Below are 21,197 nucleotides of genomic sequence, written 5' to 3'. Positions count from 1 at the left end.
TTCCGCACACTCCGTCCGTGCCCGCACCGACGGGCGCTCAGGACGGGAGGACGCGATGCGATCGGGCCTGCTTCGCCGGGTGCTGCGTTATCTCTGCATCGGCCTCGGGTACACCGGTTTCGGCGTGCTCGGGATGACCCCGAGCCAGTACATGCGGTACACCGCGCAGCGCGAGGCCGACAAGAGGTCGTCCACGCCCGCGCTCCCACCGCCGGCCCACCCCGAGCGCCTGGTGCCCGGCGAGCCGCTCAGCGAGGAGGCGTCCCGGCTGTGGTCCCAGCTCGACGACCTCGGCCGGTGACCCGGGTCAGCCGGCGGCCTGGCCGAACGCCGTCGGCGCGGGCGTCCCGCCGAGGGCGTCGGCATGCGCGAGAAGCGTCTGCAGGGCGCGCCTCAGCTCGACGTTCCGCACGGAGTCGCGGCCGCCCAGCGGCACCAGGTAGCGCTCCTCCAGCTTGCGCACCTCGGGGACGGCCTTCGCCACGACGTCCGATCCGCGCGGGGTGAGCGCGAGCTGCACGGCCCGCGGGTCGTCCGGGTTGTCGGCGCGCTCCACCAGCCCGGCGCGCTCCAGCACGCGGACCAGCCGCGAGATGTACATGGGCTCCAGGCCGCTGTACTCGGCCAGCTGCCGCTGGCTCGGCCGGAGGCCGCCCGCCGTCATGGCGTGCAGCGAGGCCACGACGGCGTACTGCGCGTGCGTGAGCCCGAGCGGGGCCAGGATCCGGTCCATCGCGACGCGCCAGCGCAGGGAGACGTGCCAGAGCAGGTAGCCCATGGGCGGCGGCACGTCGGCTCGGTTCGCCATGCTTACAGTCTACATGTTTATTACCTGCCACCAGATAATGCCCCGGTCCGTCAGGGCCCGGCCGCCAGATGGCGGTGTCTCGCCAGGTAGCCGGGGAAGTCGGTCGCGAGGACGCCGCCGGTGCGGGCGAACATCGTGCGGGCCACGATGGACGCCGCCATTTCCGCGATCGCGCCCACCAGCGCGATGCCGTTTACTCCGCCGCCCTCCAGGACGAGGTCCACGCATCCGCTCATGCTCATTCTCCCTCCGCCGACCGCGCGGTGATATCCGGCGAGAGGAACGGGAGAACCCCCGGGAGCGTGTTCCGCTTGCCTCCTTAAGAGATGCCCACCTGGGCATTCATCTATTACGGCCGTCCGCCGGAAATCGGGGTTCCGTAGGTCTCGCCGAAAACGATCTCCTCGACGGGGGTGCGGGTCAGTTTGGCCGGGAATCCCCGGGCCGGATAGCCGACGGCGATGTGGGCGGCGGTGATGACGCCGTCCGGAATGCCGAGCAGCTCCTTGACCTGCGGTTCCGCGTGGACGAGGAGGGTGGTCAGCGCGCTCGCGACGCCCTGGTCGCGCAGCGCGAGGCAGAAGTTCTGCGCGGTGGGGTAGATGGAGCCGCCGCCGACCACGCTCAGCCGGTCGAGCTCCAGGTCGGTCGGGTGCAGGCCGTCCAGCTCGGCGCACAGCACGACGATGGCCGGCACCTCGTGCAGGTGCTCGGCGAAGTGGTCGGCGTCGGTGACGGCCTTCGGGAGGGCGCCGACGCCGATGTCCCCGGCCCCGATCCCGGCCAGGTACGCCTTCCACGGCGCGAGGTACCACTCGGCGAGCTGCCGCCTGCGGTCCTCGTCGCGGACGACGATCCAGCGGACGGGCTGCCGGTTGCCGCCCTGCGGCGCGAACCTGGCGGCGTCGAACGCCGACATCAGCACTTCGTCGGGCACCGGCTTGTCGCTGAAGTAGCGGCAGGTGCCCGTTGTCTTCATGGCCTCGATGACGTCCATGTCGCCTCCCGGGGATGGGGTTTGTCAGAGCTTGCGGCCGACCGCGCCGTACATCCAGATGAGGTCGAGGTGGGGCGCGACCGGGCCGTCCGGGCGCCACAGCGGGGTCTGGACGATGCCCGGCTCCAGCAGTTCGAAGCCGTCGAAGACGCGCTCGATCTCGGCCTTGCGGCGCGGCACCGCGGGGGCCTTGGCCCGCGTGTAGGTGCTGGCGACCTCGTCGACCTGGCTGGCGCGGAAGTCCTGCGTGGGGTGGGAGACGGCCAGGTAGCCGCCGCGCGGCATCGCGTCCCGCAGCGGGGCGACGAGGTCCTGCGGCTCCCGGTCGGGGACGAACTGGAGCACCGACACGAGCATCACCGCGAGCGGCTGCTCGAAGTCGATCAGCGACCGGACCTGGTCGTCGGCGAGGATCGACTCCGGGTCGCGGACGTCGGCCCGGACGACCGCGGTCCTGCCGAGCGGGTGCGTCGAGAGCAGGGCCCGCGCATGCACCAGGACGATCGGGTCGTTGTCGACATAGACGACACGGGATCGGGGCTCGATCTCCTGCGCCACCTCGTGGACGTTCCGCTGGGTCGGCAGCCCGGCGCCGATGTCGAGGAACTGCCGGACGCCGGAGTTCACCAGATGGCGGACGGCGCGCCGCAGGAAGGCGCGGTTCTCCTGGGCGATGGCCCGCAGTTCGGGCGCCGCCCGCAGCGCGGACTCCGCGGCCGTCCGGTCCGCCTCGTAATTGTCCTTGCCGCCCAGGTAGTAGTCGTACATTCGGGCCGGATGCGCGACCTCCTCATCGAGGTCGAGAGAATCCTTTTTGCCGCTGTTCATCTGTTCGGCCTCTCTTTCGGGCGCACGTCGACCCAGCGCCGCGAAGTACTCGCGGCCGACGGAGAGATCCTATTTGGGCGTCTCGGGGGCACGCAGGAGAAATGGCCGACAGAGGCCGGGCGATCGGCACGCCGCCGACCAGGTCCGCGCCTGTGCTACGCCTCGGGCCGCTCAGCGAGGAGTACGACACGACTACCGGACGTCAGATCGGGAACACCCGGCAGGCGTACTCGCCCGTCGGGCCCGGCGACACCGCGCGGCGCCCGAGCGGGAGCCCGTCCCGCCGCCCGTCGGCCCGACCGCTGGAAGCCGTCGAAGGAGAAACGCCATGCGCGCCTTGACCGTCCTGCCGGAGAAGGCCGGCTCGCTGGCCGTCACCGACGTCCCCGACCCGGAGCCCGGGGAGAACGACCTGCTGGTCGACGGGCTCGCCGTCGGGGTGTGCGGCACCGACAGGGAGATCGCCGCCGGGGACTACGGCTGGGCGCCGTCGCGGCGCCTTTGACGTGGGACGGCCGAAAGGCCCACCGCATAAAGACGGATAATTGCGGCAAGGCAGGCCGGTCCTGCCGGGGAATGCGGGAAAGCCGTGCGCGGGGAAGCGGCGTGCGGCCAGGATGCGGGCATGACCTTCGCGTTGATGCGCGGGTACGACCACATCAACGTGGTCGCCCGCCTCGATCCGGTCGCGGCGGTGCGCGACCGGGAACTCGGCGACCGGATTCTGCGCTACCCGAAGATCTTCCCCGCCTGCTCCCCCGATTTCGGCCACGCGATGCAATATGGAAATGAATGGCGTATCGGGTCGCTCGGGGCGGACGAGCCGTCCGCGGCCCGGTACGGGCTCGCCATCGACCTGCGGACGGCCGCCGACGACGAGCCCGACCCGGCGACCGCCGAGGCCATGCTGGCGGCGGCCGGCCGGCTCGACCCGGAGGAGGGCGAGCAGCTCGCCAAGGACGAGTGGGAGATCGGCGACCGCCGGTACCGGATCGTCCGGGTCGAGAAGTTCATCCAGTTCGGCGACCGGGTGCTGGAGCCGCCCCGGTCCACCGACGCCGACCTCGCCGCGGACGGCCTGCTGCGCGACCATCTGATCGATCCGGCGGAGCCGTGCGGCCAGTGGGAGGCGCAACTGCGGCTGAACCTCGTCGGGTTCATGCCGGCCGCCGGGACCGTCCCGGACATCGTCCGGACGGAGGCGCGGCACGCGATCCGGGCACAACCGGGGGTGGTGCTGCTCCCGCCCACGTTCATCTCGGTGGAGCTCAACGGCGACTCCTGGGCGACGCTCGCCGGCGGGGACGACCCGAGCGAGGCCCGCGACCGGCTGGCGCGGCACTTCACCGGGCGGCTGCCCCGCCTCCGCGAGTTCGAGGGCGACCCGCCGTCGGCCGAGGAGCTCGCCGAATGGGAGGCGATGGCCGCGGGGATCCGGGCGACGCGCGGCCACTCGTTCAGCGTCCGCGGGCGCGAGTTCCGCACCGTCCGCGTCTCCCGGATGCTCCGCCTCGGCCGCGACGGCCCGGAGGCGCCGCGGCCGTCCGACCAGGAGCGCTACGGCTGACGGGCGGCGCCTGACCGTCAGCCGATGTTCAGGTCGCCCTGGACGTCCCGGAGCTGGATCACGTTCCCGGCCCGCCCGTTGAGGACGTTCACCACGCCGTCGTTCGTGGCGGCGGCGTTCGTCTGCGCCTGGTTCCACAGGTTCCGCGCCTCCGCCCCGAACCCGGGGTCGTCGGCCATCAGGTGCTCGATGACCGAGGCGAGGGTCGCGACCGTCTCGGGCGTCGGGTCGGCGGCGGCCCGCACCAGCGCCTCCTCGCCGGACGGCCGACCGCGCAGGCGCTCGCGGACCCGCCGGGACAGCTCGGCGACGGCGGCCCGGACCGGCTCCCCGACTACTTCAACGGCCTTGCCGGCCATGGCGGTGGCTATGGCGACGGTCATCGGATCGGTCACCTTCCCAGTTCATCACGCGAGAAAGGCAAGGACAATCGCCATTTTGACCCGTTCGCGATTAATGACGTGACCAAAATTGCAAATACCATCCACCCTATATTTAAGCGGACATCAGGTACTTTTAACCGTAAAGCGGGGCGATCAACGCCACTGACCCAATGGATTGGATAGAACGTGCAGTCTCCCGACGAACGGGACCGGTGGACCAACGAACTGACGGGGAGAATAGCGGGTTCCAGCGTCCAGGCCGGGTCCATCGCCGGCGGGGTGCACATCACCGCGCCCGGAGCGAACCCCGTTCCCGTCCCCGCTCAATTGCCGTCACCGGGGCTGTTCGCCGGCCGGCACGGCGAGCTGCGGCGGCTGGCCGCGCTCGCGGAAGGCCCGGGGCCCGTGGTCCTCGTCGGCCCCGGCGGCGTCGGCAAGACCACGCTGGCGCTGCGGTGGCTGCACGAGATCAAGGACCGGTACGAGGGCCAGCTCTTCATCGACCTGCACGGCTTCTCCGGGAGCGAGCCGCTCCCGCCCGACGAGCCGCTGGAACGCTTCCTGCGGGCCCTCGGCGCCGCCCCCGCGAACATCCCGGCCGGTGCCGACGAGCAGTCCGCGCTGTTCCGGTCCATGACCACCGGGCGCCGCCTGGTCGTCATGCTCGACAACGCCATCTCGGCGGCACAGGTCCGCCCACTGCTGCCCGGGGTGGGCGGGTCACTGGTCGTGATCACCTCGCGGCACCGCCTGACCGGGCTCGTGGTGGACGGCGCGCGGTTCCTGGACGTCGATCCGCTCGGCGAGCCGGGGGCGCTCGAACTGCTGGAGCACCTGATCGGCGCGGAACGGATCGGCGCGGAACGCGACCACGCCCGATCGCTGGTCGCGCTCTGCGGCACGCTGCCGCTGGCGGTCTGCGCGTCCGGTGCCCGCCTGGCGGCGCGGCGGCGCTGGCCGATCGCCCGCGCGGTGGCCGAACTCGACGACGAGGCGCGGCGGCTCTCCGCGCTGCGCACCGGCGAGGGGGACATCTCGGTGAGCGCCGTGTTCAACACGTCCTACCAGGCGCTCGACGAGGCGCAGGCGACGGCCTACCGGCTGCTCGGCGTCCATCCGGGACCCGATCTCTGCGTCGCCGCCGCGGCGGCCCTCATCGGTACGGACGAGGAGAACGCCGCGAAACTCCTGGACGGCCTGGTGGACGCCAGCCTGCTGCTCGAAGGCCCCGGAGACCGGTACGGCTTCCACGACCTGGTGCGCCTGCACGCGCGGGACACCTCCCTCGGACAGGTCCCGGCGTCCGACCGCGAGGCCGCGTTCGCGCGGCTCGCCGGCTGGTACCTGACGAAGGCCGTCGCCGCCGACCGCACCCTGATGCCGGGACGGTGGCACCTCGGCGAGCGGTACGCGGCGCCGCCGGACGACCTGTTCGCGTCCCGCCCGGCGGCGCTGGAGTGGCTCGAACAGGAACGGCCGAATCTGGCGGCGGTCGCGCTGAAGGCCCACAAGACCGGGCTGCACGCCGTCACCTGGCAGCTCGCCGAGGCGATGTGGCCGCTGTTCGTGCAACGCAAGCACTACCCGTCGTGGCTCCGGATGTACGAGCTGGGGCTCGCCGCCGCCGAGTCCTGCGGCGACCCGCGCGCCCAGGCGCGGATGCTGGAGGGGCTCGGGATCGTCCACGCCAACCTCCAGGACTTCGGCGCGTCGGCCGACCACTACGACACCGCCCTCGCCCTGGAGCGGCAGGCCGGACACCGGCTCGGCGAGGCGTCGGCGCTCGAAGGACTCGGCGTCGCGGCGCTCGCCACCGGCGCACCGTCCCGCGCGGTCGAGCTGTTCGCCCAGGCGCGGGACGTGCACGTCGATCTCGGGCGTCCGCGCGGGGTCGCGCTGATGGACCGGCACACCGGCGAGGCGCTCAGCGCGGCCGGTCGGCATACGGAAGCCGAAGAGACGCTGACCGGCGCCCTGGAGACGTTCACCCGGCTGGACGAGCCCTACCACCGGGCGCGAACGCTCACGTGCCTCGGTCAGGCCCGGCTTCGGGCCGGACGTCCGGACGAGGCCGCCGCCGCCCTGCACGAGTCGCGCGAGGTCGCGCGGGAGATGGACGCGCCGCACGTGGAGGCCGGCGCACTGCGCGAACTGGCCCGGGTGGCCGAGCACCGGGGCGATCCGGCGGCGGAGCGCCTGTTCCTGGAGCAGGCGCTCGCCCTCTACGCCGGGCTCGGCGCACCTCAGGAGGCGCCGGTCAGGGAACGGCTCGCCGATCTTCCGGCCGTGCCGCCGGGCGATGCCGCACCCTGACCATCGTGATCGCGTTCCCGCGGAGAAGAGTGAGCCGGGTGACCGCGCCGAACGAGCCGCCCGCCACGAGCCAGGCGTGCACGGCCGACGCGTACAGGGCGGCGTCGGCGGGCGCGCACGTCCCGCCGAGGACCGGGTCGAGCCGCGCCTCCGCATCGCCGACCGCCACCAGGCAGGCCCGCCCGGCGGCGACCGCCGCGACGAGGCAGCCCGGATAGGCCGCCAGGAGCCGGGCCGGTTCCCCTTCTCCGCTGACGATCACGTCCGCGCACGCCAGCAGGGCAGTGGACGTCTCTCCGGGGCCGGCCGCGAGATGCTCGTCGCATGGCGGCGGGGCGGGGCCACCGGCGGGCGAGCGCCGCAGCGTCAGCGCCCTCCCGCCGATGAGCACCCGCTCCGCGCCGGGCAGGTCGTCCCAGACCCGTACCAGCGCGACCATCACGCCGCCCTCAGCCCGCTGGGGACCGGCAGCGGGACGGGCTCGACGTCCGGCGGGCGGTCCCGGTCGGGCAGCCGCAGCAGCCGGTACATCTCCCCGCGGATGAGGCGGGCCGCCTCACCCGGCCGGGAGCTGATGGCGCCCCGCATCGCGGCATGGACCCGCCCGGAGAAGGCGTGCGCCGCCTCCTCCAGTTGCGGGGCGAGCGGCCGGTCCCAGTCGACGCGCGGCGCGAGCGCGCCGAGCCCGGCCACGTGGGTTCCGGGGGCGACGGAGTCCTCGGGGAAGGTGCCGAGCAGCACCGGCACCCCGATCGCGGCGCCGTAGCAGGTGACCGACCCGTGGTCGCCGACGAGCACATCGGCGGCGACCAGCCCCGCGCGCCATCCCTCCTCCGGCGGGAACAGCCGGACGCCGAGCCGCAGGCAGTCCGCATGCCAGGCCATGACCTGGCGTCTTCCGTGGAAGGACCACACGTTCGGGTGCAGCGCGGCGACGACCTGGTACCGGTCGCGCGGGAGCCCGGCCGCGACGCGCAGCAGCAGGTCGGGGTGCCGGCCGAGCAGCGAGTCCCCGTTCCAGGTGGAGCTGACGAACACGAGCCGCCGGCCCGGCCGCACGCCGAGCGCGCGGCGGTACTCCGTCCGGTAGGGAAGGCTCGCCACCAGCCGGTCCAGGCACGGGTCGCCGCCGGCGAACGCCACCGGGCGCGCCTCGGGGCACTCGCGTTCGAGCATCTCCAGGTGCCGGTCGTGCGGCAGGACGATCGACGACGGCACGACCCGCCCGCCGACGACGAGCCGTTCCCTGATCAGGCCGCTGACCGGACGCGCCGAGAGCGGCCCGGAGCCGGCGTAGCGGGGCAGCAGCTTGCCCGGACCGGCGCCGTGCGACACGGTCATGACCGGTCCGTGCAGCTTCTCCAGCATCCCGTGGCCCGCCGCGACGACGAGGTCCCACCGGGTGCTGATCGCCTGCCGCCAGGGCAGTACCAGCCCGCCGAGGTCCCGCAGATGCGCGTCCAGGCCGCCCGTGATCGCCGACGCCGGCGCGGCCGTGTAGGCGACGGCGACCCGCCGGTCGGTCTCCAGCAGCGGCATGACGTCGGCGAGCCGCGTCGCCGCCGTCAGATGGTGCGCGACGGCGAGGACCGTCCGTCCGGCCTGCACCGTCGAGCCCTTCAGAGCGTCCAGCCCGAACGGGCCCGGCACCCATCCGTCCGATGGGAAGTCCATCTCAGCCTCCCCTGCGGGCGCGGACGAGCGCGTCCGCGTGGCAGCCGACGCGGAACGGCGGCGAGACCGGGTCCGCCACGGGGATCGTGGCGGGCTGCGGCAGCCGCAGCAGCCCGTACATCAGGCTGCGCATGTTGCGGTCGAACCGTCCCGGCTCGGACGTGATCCGCCCGAGGACCGGACGGACCCGCTCCGGCCGCCACCGCGCCGCCGCCTCGATCAGCTGCGGCCGGACGGGACGGTGCGCCGCGAGCCGGGCGGCGAGGAGGCGCAGCGCGCCGCCCGCCGCCGTCCCGGTGAGCAGCACCGGGGCGCCGGTGACCGTCCCGTACCGGGTGACGTGGCCGGGCGGCCCGATGATCCAGTCGGCGGCGACGAGCGCCGCGCGCCAGTCCGCCTCCGGCGGCATGAGCCCGAGCCCGTCCCGCAGGTGGACGGCGAGCCCGGGTCCGCCCGCGCACCGGACACCGTCCGGCTCCGGGACGCCGAGAACGTAGTACCGGTCGGCCGGCAGCTCGGCGAGCAGGCGGCCCACGACGTCCAGCGGCCGGCAGCGGACACACGGCCGGGCGCCGCCGGACTCGGGCAGGGCCACCACCACGAGCCGGCGCCGCCCGCCGACGCCGAGGGCGCGCCGGTAGAAGTCGCGCAGCGGCAGGCTCGCCACTAAACGATCATGGTCGGAGTCGCCGACCACGGCCGTGCCGCCGTCCCCGGCGTCGGGAGGCCGGTCCAGGCGGTGCGCGCAGGTGAACACGGTCACCGCAGGCCGGTGTGCAGCCTCCCCTGGGTTCGCTCCCGGCAGGACTACGAGCGGCGCGTCCGGCGGGCGCGCGGGAATCCGGGACGCGGTGACGACCAGGCCGACGTCACCGCCCTCCAGTTCAGACCAGCGCAGCGGGGCTGCGCCCGCGTCCTTGAGCATCACCTCCACTGCGGTCGAGGACGGCCCGGGGGCCGCCGCGAAGAGCACGCGCAGCCGCGGGTCGGTTCCCGCGAGTCGCGCCACGTCCAGTGCGGGCTGCCCCGGTACGGGCGAGCCCACCACAACCAGCACGGTGCGCCGGTCCCCCAGCCGTCCCCACCAGCCGGGGTCGAACCCGGTCAGGGCCCGACGCCATTCGAAGCCGGTCATTGCCGTCAACGAACCCCCTTCGACCTTGGATGCTGCCATCCGTTCCTCCGTCGCGGATCGAAATGAACCGCCCCTCCGGATTCGAGTGTCTATCGGAGAGCTTGACGAAAACTTGCAATCATCCTGACTCGACGAGTAGTGGGATCAGCGGCAAGGTGCGGAGAACGCGCGACTCCTCTGGCCATTCGGTACGCACGGTGCCAAAATCGGCTCACGAGGAGAGATTTCCACAAAGGGGAACCGGTGGAGTTCCGCATCATGGGGCCCGTCGAGCTGTGGGTGAACGGCCGGCGGCGCGACCTTGGAACGCCCAAGGAACGCTGCGTGCTGGCCGTACTGCTCCTCGCGCTCCGGCAGCCGGTGCCCACCGAGACCATCATCCGCCGAGTGTGGGACCGCGACCCGCCGGCAAAGGCCCGGCAGGGCCTCCAGGTCTACATGACGCGGCTGCGCCACAGGCTGGAGGACGCGGAGGGCGCCGCGCTGATCTCCCGGCAGGGGGCTTATCTGCTGGATGTCGACGATGAATCGGTCGACCTTTACCGGTTTCGGCGGCTGCACGGCCAGGCACGGGCGATCGCCGAAAGCGGGGACGACGAATACGCCCTCGACCACCATCGCCAGGCCGCGGAGTTGTGCCGGGCCGAACCGCTCGCCGACCTCTCCGGGGGCTGGGCCGAACGCACCCGGCACATTCTGGAGCAGGAGCTGCTGTCCGCCGCGTTCGCGCGCATCGACCTGGAGTTGAAGCACGGAAATCACGCCGACGTCCTCCGCGAGTTATCAGATCTCACCGAGCGCCATCCGCTGGACGAACGGCCCGTCGAACGGCTGATGAAAGCGCTCTACCGCTGCGGGCGGCAGGCGGAGGCGCTGGACGTCTACCGGCGCGCGCACAGCCTCTTCGCGACGGAACTCGGAACCGACCCGGGCCCCGGGCTGCGGCGGCTCCAGCAGCAGATCCTGCAAGGCGACCCGGACCTGCTGCGCGTCCCCGGCACCCAGTTGAGCGTGGACCGGCGCCCGCACACCCTGCCGCACCACGCGCGGGTGTTCGTCGGACGCGACGAGGAGATGCGGCAGCTCATGGACACGGTGCCGGGCATCACCGGCCCGCCCGCCGGTTCCGCGATGACCGTCATTGCCATCGACGGCATGGCCGGGGTCGGCAAGTCGGCGCTCGCGGTCCACCTGGCGCACCGGCTGGCCGAGCACTACCCCGACGGGACCATGTATCTGGAGCTGCACGCGCATGACGCCCGGCAGAAGCCCGTCGATCCGGCGGACGCGCTCGACACGCTGCTCCGCATGATCGGCGTTCCGGTGACGCGGATGCCGCGGGCGCTGGAGGAGCGCGCCGCACTGTGGCGGTCCGAGCTGGCGGGCAGCCGCGCGATCCTCGTGCTGGACGACGCCGCCGGGCACGACCAGGTCCGGCCGCTGCTCCCGGCGTCCGCCGGCTGCCTGGTGATAGTGACGAGCCGCCGCCGGCTGACCGGGCTCCACGACGCCTGGCCGCTGTCGCTGGAGACTCTGCCCGTCCGGGACGCGATGGTGCTGTTCACCGGCATCGCGGGCCCCGGCCGCGCGGAGGCGGGCGCCGACGTCGCCGCGGTCGTGGAACGCTGCGGGCGGCTGCCGCTCGCGGTGAGCATGGCGGCGAGCCGGCTGCGTCACCGCCGCGCCTGGGACACCCGCGACCTGCTGGCCCGGCTGGCACCCGACGACCGGAGGCTGGACGAGTTGCGCGACGAGGACCGCGAGATCACCACCGTGTTCGAGGTCTCCTATCGCGGCCTCCCGCCGCGGCTGCGGGATGCGTTCCGCGCGTTCGGCCTGCACCCCGGCCCCGACCTGACGGCGGAAGCGGCGGCCGCAGCCTTGACGTGCCCGGTCCGGGAGGCGGAGCGGATCCTGGAGGACCTGCTCGACCGGCATTTGATCACCGAGCCGGTCCGGGGCCGCTACCGCTTCCACGACCTCGTCCAGGACTACGCCCGCCGCCTCGCCCGCGAGACCGACACCGATGAGGACCGCCGCCGGACCATCCACCGAATCCTCGACTTCTACCTGGCCGCGGCCAACCACGCGAACCACCTGCTGTCCCAGCACCGCCCGGACGCCCCGGGGCCCGACATGCAGGACTTGCCGCCCCTGACGAACGAGGTGGACGCAACCGCATGGTTCGCCGCCGAGCACGCCTGCCTCCTGAACGCCGCAGCCGAATCCGGCCGCATCGGCTCAGCGACGCACGTCGCCCGCTTCTCGGGTGTGCTCGCCGCCCATCTGGAGTCGCGCGGCCACTGGGACGCCGCCGCACGCCTGCACACCGAGGCGGTCGAGGCGCTCCAGGGCCTGGACGACCGTCCGGGTACCGCCCGCGCCCTGGCGGATCTGAGCCACATCCGTTTCCGCGTCGGCGACTACGACACCGCGATGGAAAATGCGGAAAAAGCACTGGCAATCCATCGTTCGACCGGTGACCGCCGCGGAGAGGCCCATATTCTCGGCCGTATAAGCCTCATCCACTGGCAGCAGTCCCGGTTCCCCGAAGCATTGGTCCGCTGCCGGGAGGCACTGGAAATCCACCGCTCTCTCGGCGACCGGCGCGGAGAGGCCGAGAACCTCGATCGCACCGCGATCATTCTGGAGTTCACCGGCGACTACCGCCAGGCCGAACGGCTCCGCCTCGAAGCACTCGCGATCCTCACCGAGATCGACGTCCCGCACCTCCGGACGATGGCGCTCAACAACATGGGCGACCTGATGATCCGCATGGGCGACGTCGATCGCGCCGCCGGGTACTACGCGCAGACCGCCGGCGCCGCCGAGCTGAGCCGCCAGCACGAGGCCATCGTGCTCATCAACGCGGCCCACGTCCACCGCCGCACCAGAGATCACGAAACAGCCCTGGCCAATTACCGGGCGGCACTCGCGATAGCGATGGAATTGGGCGATCGACGCACCCAGGTCGACACCCTCATCGGTATCGGCGCCACTTTCCACAACATCGGCCGCTACGGCGAGGCTCTCATTCACCACGAGCGAGCCCTCGCCATTTCACGCTCCATCAAGGTGCGTTATGAAGAGACAGCGGCCCTCCGCCATCTAGGCGAGGCGCTGACCGCGTCTGGCCGTTATCCCGCCGCGGTCGAGCACCTCCGGCAGGCTTATGCCCTAGCCACCGAAATAGACGTCCCCGACGAGAGGGCGAGGTCCTTGGCGAGCCTGGGCGCAGCCCTCCTCCACGTCCAGGGCAGCGAAGCCGCCCGCCGTCCGTGGGAGGAGGCCCTCCGGATCTTCACCACCCTGAACCTCCCGGAGGCGCACGACCTGCGAACCCGCCTCCAGTCCCTGGACCACGCCACCGGCACCTGACCCCTAAACTAGAACTCATTCTATTTTCCGCCGGACGTGTGACTCGAACACCTCGTCGCGCAGTGCCGAACATCATTCAAGAAACCGGTTCTAATCTGCGACGCCCGCCGGGTGTACGCCGAGCCGACGCCTCGCCTCCGCCCCTCCCACGCAATGCCACATCTCGGTCTGTCAGGCACGAGAGCCACAAAGTTGCCGCGCACAAGCAGCCGGACTGAGTACGATCTCACCAGGAACCCGGACAGACCGGCGGGTTCCTTGCTCTCAAGTGGATTGGATTTGCATGACCCGCCTTTTTCATAACGCACTGACCACTGGTCTGGTGCTCACCGTGGCGCCGATTATCGTGGTGGTTTGTATCCATATGACTGGTTGAGGTTGTGATACCGGGTCGGGTGGGCCGAGGGTAGCCCCGCCCGGCCTGCCGCTCGCAGAGGCGTCGCATGTGCGGCGCCTCTGTTGCGTTGTCCAGGGGGAACCACAGGGCGGGTCTGGAGAGCGGCTGCAGGTGCGGGCGCTACCACCATCCGAGGTCGGGCAAGTGCGTCTCACCTCGCCGGAGGCCGCGCGGCCCAGCGGGAGCAAGCGTGGCAAGGCACCATCAGAAGGGCATGTTTAGTCTAGACCTACACGTGTAGTCCTATCACTACACGTAAGGGAAGCGCGCGCGGGCGGCCATCAAAGAGTTAGAGGAAGCCGGGTGGAAGATCACCTACACCAGCGGACGGGCTCACGCCTATGCGAGGGCGTCCTGTCCTGGCGGCCCCGGCTGCTGCGCCCCTCCTTTCTCGATCAACGGAATTCCCGACGTCGACGAACACGAGGCGCAGAAGATCTTTAGGCGGATGCGACAGCACGACGCCAAGGTGGCCGCACGGCGGGAAGGGGAGGGTTGATGAGCACCTACTGGTTCGAGCTTGAGGTCGGCCCGGTCAGTGACCTTGAGGAGGCCGCAGAGCGGCTGTACTCGCGTTGCGTTGACGGTCAACTCTCCGGCGATGAACAGGGCGGCACGATCCTGTTCTCGCGCGAGGCGCCCAACGCGATCGGGGCGGTCCTGTCGGCCATCGACGACAGCGAGCGCAGTGGACTGGCGGTGACCGGCGTCATGGAAGACCTGGTGACCATCGACGACATCGCCGAGAAGACCGGCAGATCCGCCCCGGCGGTCGGGCACTGGACGACCGGTGAACGCGGGCCTGGAGGCTTTCCCGCTCCGGCCATCCATCGCGGCAGCCGCGTCAAGCTGTACTCCTGGGCACAGGTGTCTCGCTGGCTTGCCGATGCCGGACTCGGGAAGATCGACTCGGTTGCCGCAGAGGTCGCCGCCGCCGCCGCTGATGTGGACGCCCTTCTGCGTGCTCGGCAGGTGCTACGCGACGCTCCTTCAGACAAGCGGGAAGCCCTTATGAAGCTGGTTGACGCGTAGGTGATCTGGAGCAGACGCCTTGCACAGGCATCGATTTGGCGGGGCTGACGCCGACGCCCGGGGCGAGTTGTTGGCCTCCCGCCCTGCGGGCGTTGGGGGAACCCACCAGGTTGGGGGAACCGGTGGGACGCGCTCCGCAGGGCGGGGGCGGTCTATGAGCGCAGCGGGACGTGCGGCCGGTCCACGTGCTGCAAGGGCGTGAGGATCGGGCAGCCCGCCTTGCGCGCGGCACCCAGCATGTATCCGTGGTCGATCGCGATCCGCGCCCACACTGCTTTGCCTTCGCCCAGGTCGAACCAGCCGCAGCCGCCGGAGGCGAGCGCCTGAACGAGGATCAGGCCGCGCCCCGACGTGCCGAACTCGTGGGGGTGCTGGATCACGGGCCGGCCGGGGTGGTCGTCCCAGACGCACATCTCGACGCCCTGGTCGATCCGGCTGATCCACACGCGGATCTTCCTGCCCTCGCACAGCCTGGCCGCGTTGGACGCCAGCTCGCTCATGATCTGTACGGCGTCCCCCTCGAAGGCGCCAAGCCCCCAGGAGGCGAGCGCGCTCTTCACGACTTCGCGTGCGAGATAGACGGTTTCCGGATAGGCCCGGAAGATCTCGCTCAATATGTTTTGGTGATTTTTGTCCATTATGGGTGTCGCGGACATCGGCCGCCCTCTCGCGGTTTGCGTTTCTGTCCACAGCCTGACGTCGGACGGTTATGCTTGTCTTCTTTCGCTCAGGAATATCAACATTAAGGATCTTGAATGCGGAAGGCCGACCGACTCGATCCGGACAACAACCCATGGCACTGGCTGGCCGTTGACCTGCGCATATGGCGCATCGAACGCAACCTGTCACAGGCCCAGCTCGCCGAGATCCTGGGAGTTGACGACTCCACGGTTTCGAACTACGAATCGGGCACATCGAAAGTACCCGAACGCAAGGCCGAAATTATTGACCAGCTTTGGCATACTCGCGGCCATTTCGTCCGAATTCGCCGATATGCGGAGTCGATGCACGACCCAGACTGGCGCCACCAGAACATTGAGTACGAGGCAAAGGCGTCTGTCATCAGGGCCTACGAGAGTCTGTGGGTCCCAGGTCTTATTCAGACGGAGGGTTACGCGCGGGCTGGGTTCGACTCCGCAGGGATCGGCAAGCCGGGAGCGGACGAGCTATGGGAGCAGCGGTTGGCGCGCCAGGCGATCCTGGATGGGCCCAACCCCCCGCAGTTCTACGTGTTGCTTGATCAGGCAGTGATCACGCGCCAGGTCGGCGGGCGGGAAGTGATGCGTGAGCAGCTCGCCGCCCTCCTCAAGGTGGCCGATTGGCCGCACGCCATGGTGCGCATCATCCCTTGGGAAGCCGGCGCGCATATGGGGCAAGACGGCTCGTTCAAGCTGATGACGGTCGGGCGTGGCGATGTGGTCTACATCGAGGCCGCGATAGAGGGAAGATTGATCACTGATCCGGCAAAGCTTATCGATATGGGACTACGGTGGGAGCGAATCGGGGCGCGGGCGCTGCCTGAGACCCTGACCCGTAGGTTGATCGCCGATCAGATGGAGACCACGCGATGACCGAGCCCGCCTGGCGTAAGTCGAGCCGCTCTAGTTCCACGGGCGGCGACTGTGTTGAGGTCGCGAGCCTCAACACCGTAATCGGTGTGCGCGACAGCAAGGCTCCTGACACCGGACACCTCATGCTCTCCACGCATAGCTTTGCCCAGCTCATCACCGCTGTGAAGCGGGGAGGGCTGCACCTGTAGACCCTTCGTCCCCCAACAGGTAACGCAACGGCCTCGCCTTCCGGCGGGGCCGCTGGCATGTCCGGGAGATGCCCCGCCCGCATCGTGGCCTGGCCGGTCAACGGCTCATTACATGGTCTTGCGCGAATGTTGGCATCCGGCAAGCGGGCGGAAACAGCGTGCGCACGTCATGATCAGCGGGCTGGTTTCCGCTGGGAGGGGCGTCGATGTGGGTCGGGCTCGTGGCCTTGGTGATCGTGGGATGGGTGGCCGGGGCCGGGGACGTCCCGGACGCTCGGGCGCGGGCGCTGCCGTCGGCGTCTGCTGTCGGGGAGTTGCGGTTCACCTCGTCGGAGCAGGTGGCGCCGGGGGCGGTGCTCCGGGTCTTTGAGACGTCCGGGATAGCGGGACGGGTGCACGGTGACCTGCTGGACGTCGATCTGACGGATCGGCGGGTGGACGTGGGGCTGCTGCATCCGCCGGTCGTCGCGGCGCGGCGGACGGTGTCCCGGATGGCGGACGCGCAGGGTGCCGTGGCCGGGGTGAACGGTGACTTCTTCAACGTCAGCGAGACGCGTCCGGGGGTGGCGGCGACCGGGTCATCGTCAGGCCCCGAGGTGGACGACGGCCGTCCGCTCAAGGGCGCGGTACCGGACGGGCAGCGGTTCGGGCCCGCGCTGCCGCCCGGCGCGTCCGCCGAGGATGTCATCGGTGTCGGCACCGACCGGCGCGGGCATGTCGCGCGGCTCCGCCTGGCCGGGAGCGTCCGGTCCGGGAAGACGTCCATCGCCCTGCGCGGGCTCAACCAGTACGCGCTCCACGTCGGAAGCGTCGGCGCGTTCGACTCGCGGTGGGGCGAGGTTGCCCGGCAGCGTGCGGTGTGCGGAACGGACGAGGTGCGCGGTGCCCCGTGCAGCACCAACACCGCCGAGGTGACCGTCCGGCAGGGCGTGGTGGCGGACGTGTCCGACGAGGTGGGCGAGGGCGCGATCCCAGAGGGCACGGACGTGCTGGTCGGGCGGGAGAAGGGGGCCGATGCGCTGCGCCGGCTCAAGGTCGGCGACCGGGTGCGGGTCTCCTACCGCTTCACCGGGCCGGTCCCTTTCCGTTTCGCGGTCGGCGGGTTTCCGATCCTGCGGGACGGTGAGCCGCTCGACGTTGGCCCGAAGGGGTCGGCGCCGCGGACGGGCGCGGGCGTCAGTCGCGACGGGCGGCACCTGTTCCTCGTCGTCGCGGACGGCAGGTCGGAGCAGAGCGGCGGCCTGACCCTCGCCGAGCTGGCGTCCCTGCTGGACGAGGTGGGCGCCGATGACGCCGTGAACCTTGACGGCGGCGGCTCGTCAACGCTCGTCACGCGGAGCGCCGGTGAGTCGTCCGTGACCGTCCGCAACAGACCGTCGGACGGCACCGAACGCGCCGTCGCCAACGGCATCGGCGTGTTCCGCTCGTCCAGTCCCGACTAGCGTGGAGCATGAGCGGGGTACCGCAACGTGCGCGCTAGCTCAACGGTCGCTCTCGTGCATCCAGCAACTCGTCCCAGTGCTCCGCTGCCCACTCGCACGCGACATACAATGGTTCCAGCATGCTGCGACCCAGCGGCGTCAGCGCGTACTCCACGCGCAGTTTCGGATCGGCGTGGACCGTGCGTGAGACGAGCCCATCTCGTTCCAGAGCGCGCAATGACTGCGTGAGCACCTTCGGAGTGACGCGGTGTAGTGGCACGCGCAGCTCGGAGAACCGGCGAGGGCTGTCTTCCAGGCAGCGAAGGATCAGGGCCGTCCACTTGTCGCCGAAGCGGAATGGCAACAGCGATGACGGACACAGTTCGTCGAACATGTCCGGTGGCAGTGGCTCGCGGCCCATCATGTTCTCTCCTGCCTGTCGGCTGGGGCCGGTAGCCGGCCTCGGTATCCAGAAGGTAACCGCCCATGCGGATACCTTCCGGAGCATCGAGCCAACAGGAGGTATTCCAGCGATGGGAAAGTTCGTGGTTTTCGGGGCCGGCGGCCGGGCCGGCAGTCAGGCCGTCGCTGAGGCGCGCCGGCGTGGCCACCAGGTCACCGCGGTGGTCCGCGACCCCTCCCGTCACGGCGGCTTGGCGGACGACAGCGTACGGATCGCCGCCGGGGACGTCACCGACGCGGCGGACGTCGCCGCACTGGCGGCCGGACACGACGCCGCGATCCATGCGGCGGCGGTGATCCAGCCGACGGAATTCTTCGCCAATGGCGCACGTGCCCTCATCAAAGGTCTGCGGGAGGCAGGGGTGGAGAGGCTTGTCGCGGTCGGGCTGGCATCGCTCCTACCCGGCTCCGACGGCGCCCGCCTGATGGACATGCCCGATTTCCCCGCCGAGTTCCGGCCTTTCTGCCTAGGCCACGCCGAGGGTCTTGAGGTGCTGCGTGTCGAGAGCGGCGCGCTGGACTGGGTGTATGTCAGCCCTTCCGGCGACTTCGACCATCAGGGGGAGCGCACCGGCCATTACGAGATCCGCGAACACGGTGACCCCGCCGCCCGCATCTCCTATGCGGATTTCGCCCTCGTCCTGCTCGATGAGGCCGAGACGCCGCGAAACCACCGCAGCCACCTCGCCGTGTCGTGACCGGATGACCGCTCGAGTATCGCGCCGGTTCAGGTAGGCGCGGCGTCGCAGTCCGGCGACGAGGCTATGAGCCCGGCTTCTTGTCCTGGTGGCGTTTGTCGCGGACGTACATGATTCCGGCCTTCCCGTCGCCGGGGCTGCGGCGGTCCAGGGTGAACAGCGTCGTCGCGGCGATCAGCTCGTTGAGCTTGGCGTAGCCGTAATTGCGGGAGTCGAACTCAGGGCGCTGTTTGGTGATGATGTGGCCGACCGACGCAAGGGGTGCCCATCCGTCCTCGTCGGAGGCCGCCTCCACCGCGTTGCGCAGGAGGTTGACGAGTGAGGTGTCCTGCTTGAGCTTGGCGGCCGACGTCGGCGGAGCCGGTTTGAGCGAGGCGGCGGGTGTGGTCGGGTCCTGGTCGTAGGCGAGGTTCTCGATGTAGATGAACTTGTCGCATGCCGCCACGAAGGGCTTGGGCGTCTTGCGTTCGCCGAACCCGTACACGGTCAGGCCGGACTCGCGGATCCGCGCGGCCAGCCGGGTGAAGTCGCTGTCACTGGAGACGAGGCAGAACCCGTCGAAGCGATCGGAGTACAGCAGGTCCATCGCGTCGATGACCATCGCCGCGTCGGTGGCGTTCTTCCCGGTGGTGTAGGCGAACTGCTGGATCGGCTGGATCGACTGGTCGAGCAAATGCGCCTTCCAGCTCCGCAGGGTCGTCCCGGTCCAGTCGCCGTAGGCGCGCTTGACGTGGGCGGTCCCGTACTTGGCCACCTCGGCCAGCAGCCCCTCGACGATCGCGGCCTGCGCGTTGTCGGCGTCGATGAGCACCGCCAGCCTGTCGGCGTTCTCGTTCGCCATGCCGCACGCCTCCCCGAGATCACCGCCACCGGACCCGCCCAGTACATCAGACGGCGCACATCGAGAGGACGGTACCAAGGGCGGCGGCACCGTCGAGGAGGGCTCTGGAGCGAGCCTCGATGCCGGCGTCCCTGGCTTCCAGCGCGGAGGCGGCGTCCTCCAGCCGCCGGGCGCTCCGCAGTTCCGGCATGAGGGCCCGGAGCGGCTCGATGCGGTATCCGGCCCGGCGCAGCTGGTGGACGATCCGCGCGTCCCGCACCTGGGCCGGCGTGTAGCGCCGCGCTCCCGCGGCGGGGTCGCGGTCGGGGACGACGAGATCCTCCTTGTCCCAGTGCCGCAGCGTCGAAGGGCGCACGCCGAGCGCGGCGGCGAGTTCGGAGACGGTCATCGAGTCCGAGGCGCGCACGTCGCCGACCGGCTCGCCGGAGATCGTCCGGACGGCCTCCCTGGCCAGCCGGACTTTCTCGCGCTCGTCGGCCGCGCGAACGGGCCGGTGCGGAGGCCGACCCGAGCGCGGCCGACACCGTGATCGCCCATCCCGTCTACGGCGGCGTCGGCTGGCTGGGGGTGGTGAACCCGGGCCCGCGCACCCAGGCCGCGGTCCGCGAGTTGCTGGACGCGGCCTACCGCCTCGCGCGTGCGCGCCACGAGCGGCGCGCGGGCGTGGGCGGGGGCTGATCGCGGGCTTCAGGCCGGCTTGCGGGCCACTCCGCCCCAGAGGGCGGCCGGGGCGGACGCCTCGAGGTCGGAGCGGGGGCGCCAGTGCGGGACCTGGACGACGCCGGGCTCGACGAGTTCCAGCCCGCGGAAGAAACCGGTGACCTGCTCGCGGTCGCGCAGCGTGACCTGCTCCGCCGAGTTCGCGTTCATGGCCCGCTCGAAGGCGGCCATCTCGTCGGGGAAAATGTCCCTCGCGGTGTGGGACACCACGAGGTAGCTGCCCGGCGGGACGGCGGACATCAGCGTCTCCGCGATCTTGTACGGGTCCGCCCCGTCCGGGATGAAATGGAGCACGGCGACGAGCATGACCGCCACCGGCCGGGTGAAGTCCAGCGTGCGGGACGCCTCCCGGAGGATCGTTGCCGGGTCGCGCAGGTCGGCGTCGATGTAGTCGGTCGCGCCCGCGGCGTTGCTCTTCAGCAGCGCCTCGGCATGGACGAGCACGATCGGGTCGTTGTCGACGTAGGCGACGCGGGATTCGGGCGCGATCGCCTGGGCGACCTCGTGGGTGTTGTTCGCCGACGGCAGGCCCGTCCCGATGTCGAGGAACTGGCGGATCCCGGCCTCGGCGACCAGGTACTCCACCGTCCGCGCCAGGAACGCGCGGTTCGCCCGGACGGACTTGACCGTGGACGGGAAAGCCTGGAGTCCGGCCTCTGCGGCAGCCCGGTCGGCGGCGAAGTTGTCCTTGCCTCCGAGCCAGACGTCATAGACCCGGGCGGGGTGAGGGATGTTCGTGTCGACCCGGGAAAGCTTATCCTGGCCTGGCAATTCTCCGTCCAAT

24 protein-coding genes are annotated in these 21,197 nt (G+C 70.9%); 11 read left to right on the top strand and 13 right to left on the bottom strand.

All coding sequences use genetic code 11. The annotated features are described in order from the left end of the window. Positions 1-55 precede the first annotated feature (55 nt). Complete coding sequence (locus SM418_RS18585; RefSeq protein ID WP_371942412.1) at positions 56-301, top strand: DUF6059 family protein; 246 nt, start codon at positions 56-58, stop codon at positions 299-301. A 6-nt stretch (positions 302-307) separates the two neighbouring features. Here SM418_RS18585 and SM418_RS18580 read toward each other — a convergent pair whose 3' ends face one another. The 4 genes from SM418_RS18580 to SM418_RS18565 all read right to left on the bottom strand — a co-directional run bounded on the left by SM418_RS18580 (position 308) and on the right by SM418_RS18565 (position 2,633). Further along, complete coding sequence (locus SM418_RS18580; RefSeq protein ID WP_371942413.1) at positions 308-808, bottom strand: MarR family winged helix-turn-helix transcriptional regulator; 501 nt, start codon at positions 806-808, stop codon at positions 308-310. Between the two features lie 50 nt (positions 809-858). Continuing rightward, a complete protein-coding gene (locus tag SM418_RS18575) occupies positions 859-1,044 on the bottom strand; it encodes a hypothetical protein (RefSeq protein WP_371942414.1) in 186 nt (61 codons plus the stop codon). 113 nt (positions 1,045-1,157) lie between these two features. Further along, positions 1,158-1,805, bottom strand: coding sequence for a nitroreductase family protein (locus SM418_RS18570; RefSeq protein WP_371942415.1), 648 nt, complete (start codon positions 1,803-1,805; stop codon positions 1,158-1,160). Positions 1,806-1,829: 24 nt separating this feature from the next. Further along, complete coding sequence (locus SM418_RS18565; RefSeq protein ID WP_371942416.1) at positions 1,830-2,633, bottom strand: SAM-dependent methyltransferase; 804 nt, start codon at positions 2,631-2,633, stop codon at positions 1,830-1,832. Positions 2,634-2,961: 328 nt separating this feature from the next. Between SM418_RS18565 and SM418_RS18560 the strand changes: the two genes are divergently transcribed. Beyond that, a complete protein-coding gene (locus tag SM418_RS18560; RefSeq protein ID WP_371942417.1) occupies positions 2,962-3,138 on the top strand; it encodes a hypothetical protein in 177 nt (58 codons plus the stop codon). Positions 3,139-3,258: 120 nt separating this feature from the next. Next, positions 3,259-4,200: a DUF5954 family protein gene (locus SM418_RS18555; RefSeq protein ID WP_371942418.1), complete on the top strand. Its 942-nt coding sequence runs from the start codon at positions 3,259-3,261 to the stop codon at positions 4,198-4,200. Positions 4,201-4,217: 17 nt separating this feature from the next. On the opposite strand, the gene SM418_RS18550 is transcribed toward SM418_RS18555, so the two are convergent. After that, positions 4,218-4,583 carry a hypothetical protein gene (locus SM418_RS18550; protein WP_371942419.1) on the bottom strand — a complete coding sequence of 122 codons (366 nt, stop codon included), beginning with the start codon at positions 4,581-4,583 and terminating at the stop codon, positions 4,218-4,220. A 186-nt stretch (positions 4,584-4,769) separates the two neighbouring features. Between SM418_RS18550 and SM418_RS18545 the strand changes: the two genes are divergently transcribed. Beyond that, the gene (locus SM418_RS18545) at positions 4,770-6,896 is read left to right on the top strand and encodes a tetratricopeptide repeat protein (RefSeq protein WP_371942420.1); all 2,127 of its coding nucleotides are present in this window, start codon (positions 4,770-4,772) and stop codon (positions 6,894-6,896) included. On the opposite strand, the gene SM418_RS18540 is transcribed toward SM418_RS18545, so the two are convergent. From SM418_RS18540 to SM418_RS18530, 3 genes are read right to left on the bottom strand one after another with little or no spacing between them, the layout of a single operon-like run. Beyond that, positions 6,841-7,335 (bottom strand): hypothetical protein, encoded by a 495-nt coding sequence (locus tag SM418_RS18540; protein ID WP_371942421.1) that lies wholly within the window; start codon positions 7,333-7,335, stop codon positions 6,841-6,843. The two genes, SM418_RS18545 and SM418_RS18540, sit on opposite strands and share 56 nt — an antisense overlap. Then, positions 7,335-8,570 (bottom strand): hypothetical protein, encoded by a 1,236-nt coding sequence (locus SM418_RS18535; RefSeq protein WP_371942422.1) that lies wholly within the window; start codon positions 8,568-8,570, stop codon positions 7,335-7,337. The genes SM418_RS18540 and SM418_RS18535 overlap by 1 nt, the downstream gene beginning before the upstream one ends. 1 nt (position 8,571) lies before the next feature. Next, positions 8,572-9,744 carry a hypothetical protein gene (locus SM418_RS18530; protein ID WP_371942423.1) on the bottom strand — a complete coding sequence of 391 codons (1,173 nt, stop codon included), beginning with the start codon at positions 9,742-9,744 and terminating at the stop codon, positions 8,572-8,574. Positions 9,745-9,948: 204 nt separating this feature from the next. On the opposite strand from SM418_RS18530, the gene SM418_RS18525 reads away from it, so the two are divergent. Together SM418_RS18525 and SM418_RS18520 are read left to right on the top strand one after the other, a co-directional pair. Then, positions 9,949-13,083, top strand: a complete 3,135-nt coding sequence (locus SM418_RS18525; RefSeq protein WP_371942424.1) for an AfsR/SARP family transcriptional regulator — start codon at positions 9,949-9,951, stop codon at positions 13,081-13,083. Positions 13,084-13,978: 895 nt separating this feature from the next. After that, positions 13,979-14,512: a hypothetical protein gene (locus SM418_RS18520; protein WP_371942425.1), complete on the top strand. Its 534-nt coding sequence runs from the start codon at positions 13,979-13,981 to the stop codon at positions 14,510-14,512. A 152-nt stretch (positions 14,513-14,664) separates the two neighbouring features. On the opposite strand, the gene SM418_RS18515 is transcribed toward SM418_RS18520, so the two are convergent. Continuing rightward, positions 14,665-15,126 carry an ATP-binding protein gene (locus tag SM418_RS18515; RefSeq protein WP_371942426.1) on the bottom strand — a complete coding sequence of 154 codons (462 nt, stop codon included), beginning with the start codon at positions 15,124-15,126 and terminating at the stop codon, positions 14,665-14,667. 141 nt (positions 15,127-15,267) lie between these two features. On the opposite strand from SM418_RS18515, the gene SM418_RS18510 reads away from it, so the two are divergent. The 3 genes from SM418_RS18510 to SM418_RS18500 all read left to right on the top strand — a co-directional run bounded on the left by SM418_RS18510 (position 15,268) and on the right by SM418_RS18500 (position 17,713). Next, positions 15,268-16,083, top strand: a complete 816-nt coding sequence (locus SM418_RS18510) for a helix-turn-helix domain-containing protein (protein ID WP_371942427.1) — start codon at positions 15,268-15,270, stop codon at positions 16,081-16,083. After that, on the top strand, positions 16,080-16,271 hold the full coding sequence (locus SM418_RS18505; protein WP_371942428.1) for a DUF397 domain-containing protein: 192 nt from the start codon (positions 16,080-16,082) through the stop codon (positions 16,269-16,271). The genes SM418_RS18510 and SM418_RS18505 overlap by 4 nt, the downstream gene beginning before the upstream one ends. 206 nt (positions 16,272-16,477) lie before the next feature. Next, positions 16,478-17,713, top strand: a complete 1,236-nt coding sequence (locus tag SM418_RS18500) for a phosphodiester glycosidase family protein (protein ID WP_371942429.1) — start codon at positions 16,478-16,480, stop codon at positions 17,711-17,713. 34 nt (positions 17,714-17,747) lie between these two features. Here SM418_RS18500 and SM418_RS18495 read toward each other — a convergent pair whose 3' ends face one another. After that, on the bottom strand, positions 17,748-18,116 hold the full coding sequence (locus SM418_RS18495) for a winged helix-turn-helix transcriptional regulator (protein WP_371942430.1): 369 nt from the start codon (positions 18,114-18,116) through the stop codon (positions 17,748-17,750). 109 nt (positions 18,117-18,225) lie between these two features. Here SM418_RS18495 and SM418_RS18490 point away from each other — a divergent pair, with 109 nt between their 5' ends. Continuing rightward, on the top strand, positions 18,226-18,852 hold the full coding sequence (locus SM418_RS18490; RefSeq protein ID WP_371942431.1) for an NAD(P)-dependent oxidoreductase: 627 nt from the start codon (positions 18,226-18,228) through the stop codon (positions 18,850-18,852). 64 nt (positions 18,853-18,916) lie between these two features. Here SM418_RS18490 and SM418_RS18485 read toward each other — a convergent pair whose 3' ends face one another. Next, positions 18,917-19,693: an NYN domain-containing protein gene (locus tag SM418_RS18485; protein ID WP_371942432.1), complete on the bottom strand. Its 777-nt coding sequence runs from the start codon at positions 19,691-19,693 to the stop codon at positions 18,917-18,919. A gap of 46 nt (positions 19,694-19,739) precedes the next feature. Continuing rightward, on the bottom strand, positions 19,740-20,099 hold the full coding sequence (locus SM418_RS18480; RefSeq protein WP_371942433.1) for a MerR family transcriptional regulator: 360 nt from the start codon (positions 20,097-20,099) through the stop codon (positions 19,740-19,742). Positions 20,100-20,218: 119 nt separating this feature from the next. Here SM418_RS18480 and SM418_RS18475 point away from each other — a divergent pair, with 119 nt between their 5' ends. After that, a complete protein-coding gene (locus SM418_RS18475) occupies positions 20,219-20,371 on the top strand; it encodes a DUF6194 family protein (protein WP_371942434.1) in 153 nt (50 codons plus the stop codon). 9 nt (positions 20,372-20,380) lie between these two features. Here the strand turns inward: SM418_RS18475 and SM418_RS18470 are convergent, their stop codons facing one another. After that, positions 20,381-21,184: an SAM-dependent methyltransferase gene (locus SM418_RS18470; protein ID WP_371942435.1), complete on the bottom strand. Its 804-nt coding sequence runs from the start codon at positions 21,182-21,184 to the stop codon at positions 20,381-20,383. Positions 21,185-21,197: the final 13 nt, after the last annotated feature.

Origin of the sequence: Actinomadura chokoriensis, from assembly GCF_041463665.1 — a bacterium.
Classification (GTDB): Bacteria; Actinomycetota; Actinomycetes; order Streptosporangiales; family Streptosporangiaceae; genus Spirillospora; species Spirillospora chokoriensis_A.
Note: the sequence above shows the minus strand (reverse complement) of the source record. Positions and strands in the feature narration are given on the sequence as shown.

Bases quoted from the DNA above. Each gene is read 5' to 3' on its own strand.
- SM418_RS18585 (WP_371942412.1), top strand. From the start codon at position 56: ATGCGATCGGGCCTGCTTCGCCGGGTGCTGCGTTATCTCTGCATCGGC.
- SM418_RS18580 (WP_371942413.1), bottom strand. From the start codon at position 808: ATGGCGAACCGAGCCGACGTGCCGCCGCCCATGGGCTACCTGCTCTGG.
- SM418_RS18575 (WP_371942414.1), bottom strand. From the start codon at position 1,044: ATGAGCGGATGCGTGGACCTCGTCCTGGAGGGCGGCGGAGTAAACGGC.
- SM418_RS18570 (WP_371942415.1), bottom strand. From the start codon at position 1,805: ATGGACGTCATCGAGGCCATGAAGACAACGGGCACCTGCCGCTACTTC.
- SM418_RS18565 (WP_371942416.1), bottom strand. From the start codon at position 2,633: ATGAACAGCGGCAAAAAGGATTCTCTCGACCTCGATGAGGAGGTCGCG.
- SM418_RS18560 (WP_371942417.1), top strand. From the start codon at position 2,962: ATGCGCGCCTTGACCGTCCTGCCGGAGAAGGCCGGCTCGCTGGCCGTC.
- SM418_RS18555 (WP_371942418.1), top strand. From the start codon at position 3,259: ATGACCTTCGCGTTGATGCGCGGGTACGACCACATCAACGTGGTCGCC.
- SM418_RS18550 (WP_371942419.1), bottom strand. From the start codon at position 4,583: ATGACCGTCGCCATAGCCACCGCCATGGCCGGCAAGGCCGTTGAAGTA.
- SM418_RS18540 (WP_371942421.1), bottom strand. From the start codon at position 7,335: ATGGTCGCGCTGGTACGGGTCTGGGACGACCTGCCCGGCGCGGAGCGG.
- SM418_RS18535 (WP_371942422.1), bottom strand. From the start codon at position 8,570: ATGGACTTCCCATCGGACGGATGGGTGCCGGGCCCGTTCGGGCTGGAC.
- SM418_RS18530 (WP_371942423.1), bottom strand. From the start codon at position 9,744: ATGGCAGCATCCAAGGTCGAAGGGGGTTCGTTGACGGCAATGACCGGC.
- SM418_RS18520 (WP_371942425.1), top strand. From the start codon at position 13,979: ATGAGCACCTACTGGTTCGAGCTTGAGGTCGGCCCGGTCAGTGACCTT.
- SM418_RS18510 (WP_371942427.1), top strand. From the start codon at position 15,268: ATGCGGAAGGCCGACCGACTCGATCCGGACAACAACCCATGGCACTGG.
- SM418_RS18505 (WP_371942428.1), top strand. From the start codon at position 16,080: ATGACCGAGCCCGCCTGGCGTAAGTCGAGCCGCTCTAGTTCCACGGGC.
- SM418_RS18500 (WP_371942429.1), top strand. From the start codon at position 16,478: ATGTGGGTCGGGCTCGTGGCCTTGGTGATCGTGGGATGGGTGGCCGGG.
- SM418_RS18495 (WP_371942430.1), bottom strand. From the start codon at position 18,116: ATGATGGGCCGCGAGCCACTGCCACCGGACATGTTCGACGAACTGTGT.
- SM418_RS18490 (WP_371942431.1), top strand. From the start codon at position 18,226: ATGGGAAAGTTCGTGGTTTTCGGGGCCGGCGGCCGGGCCGGCAGTCAG.
- SM418_RS18485 (WP_371942432.1), bottom strand. From the start codon at position 19,693: ATGGCGAACGAGAACGCCGACAGGCTGGCGGTGCTCATCGACGCCGAC.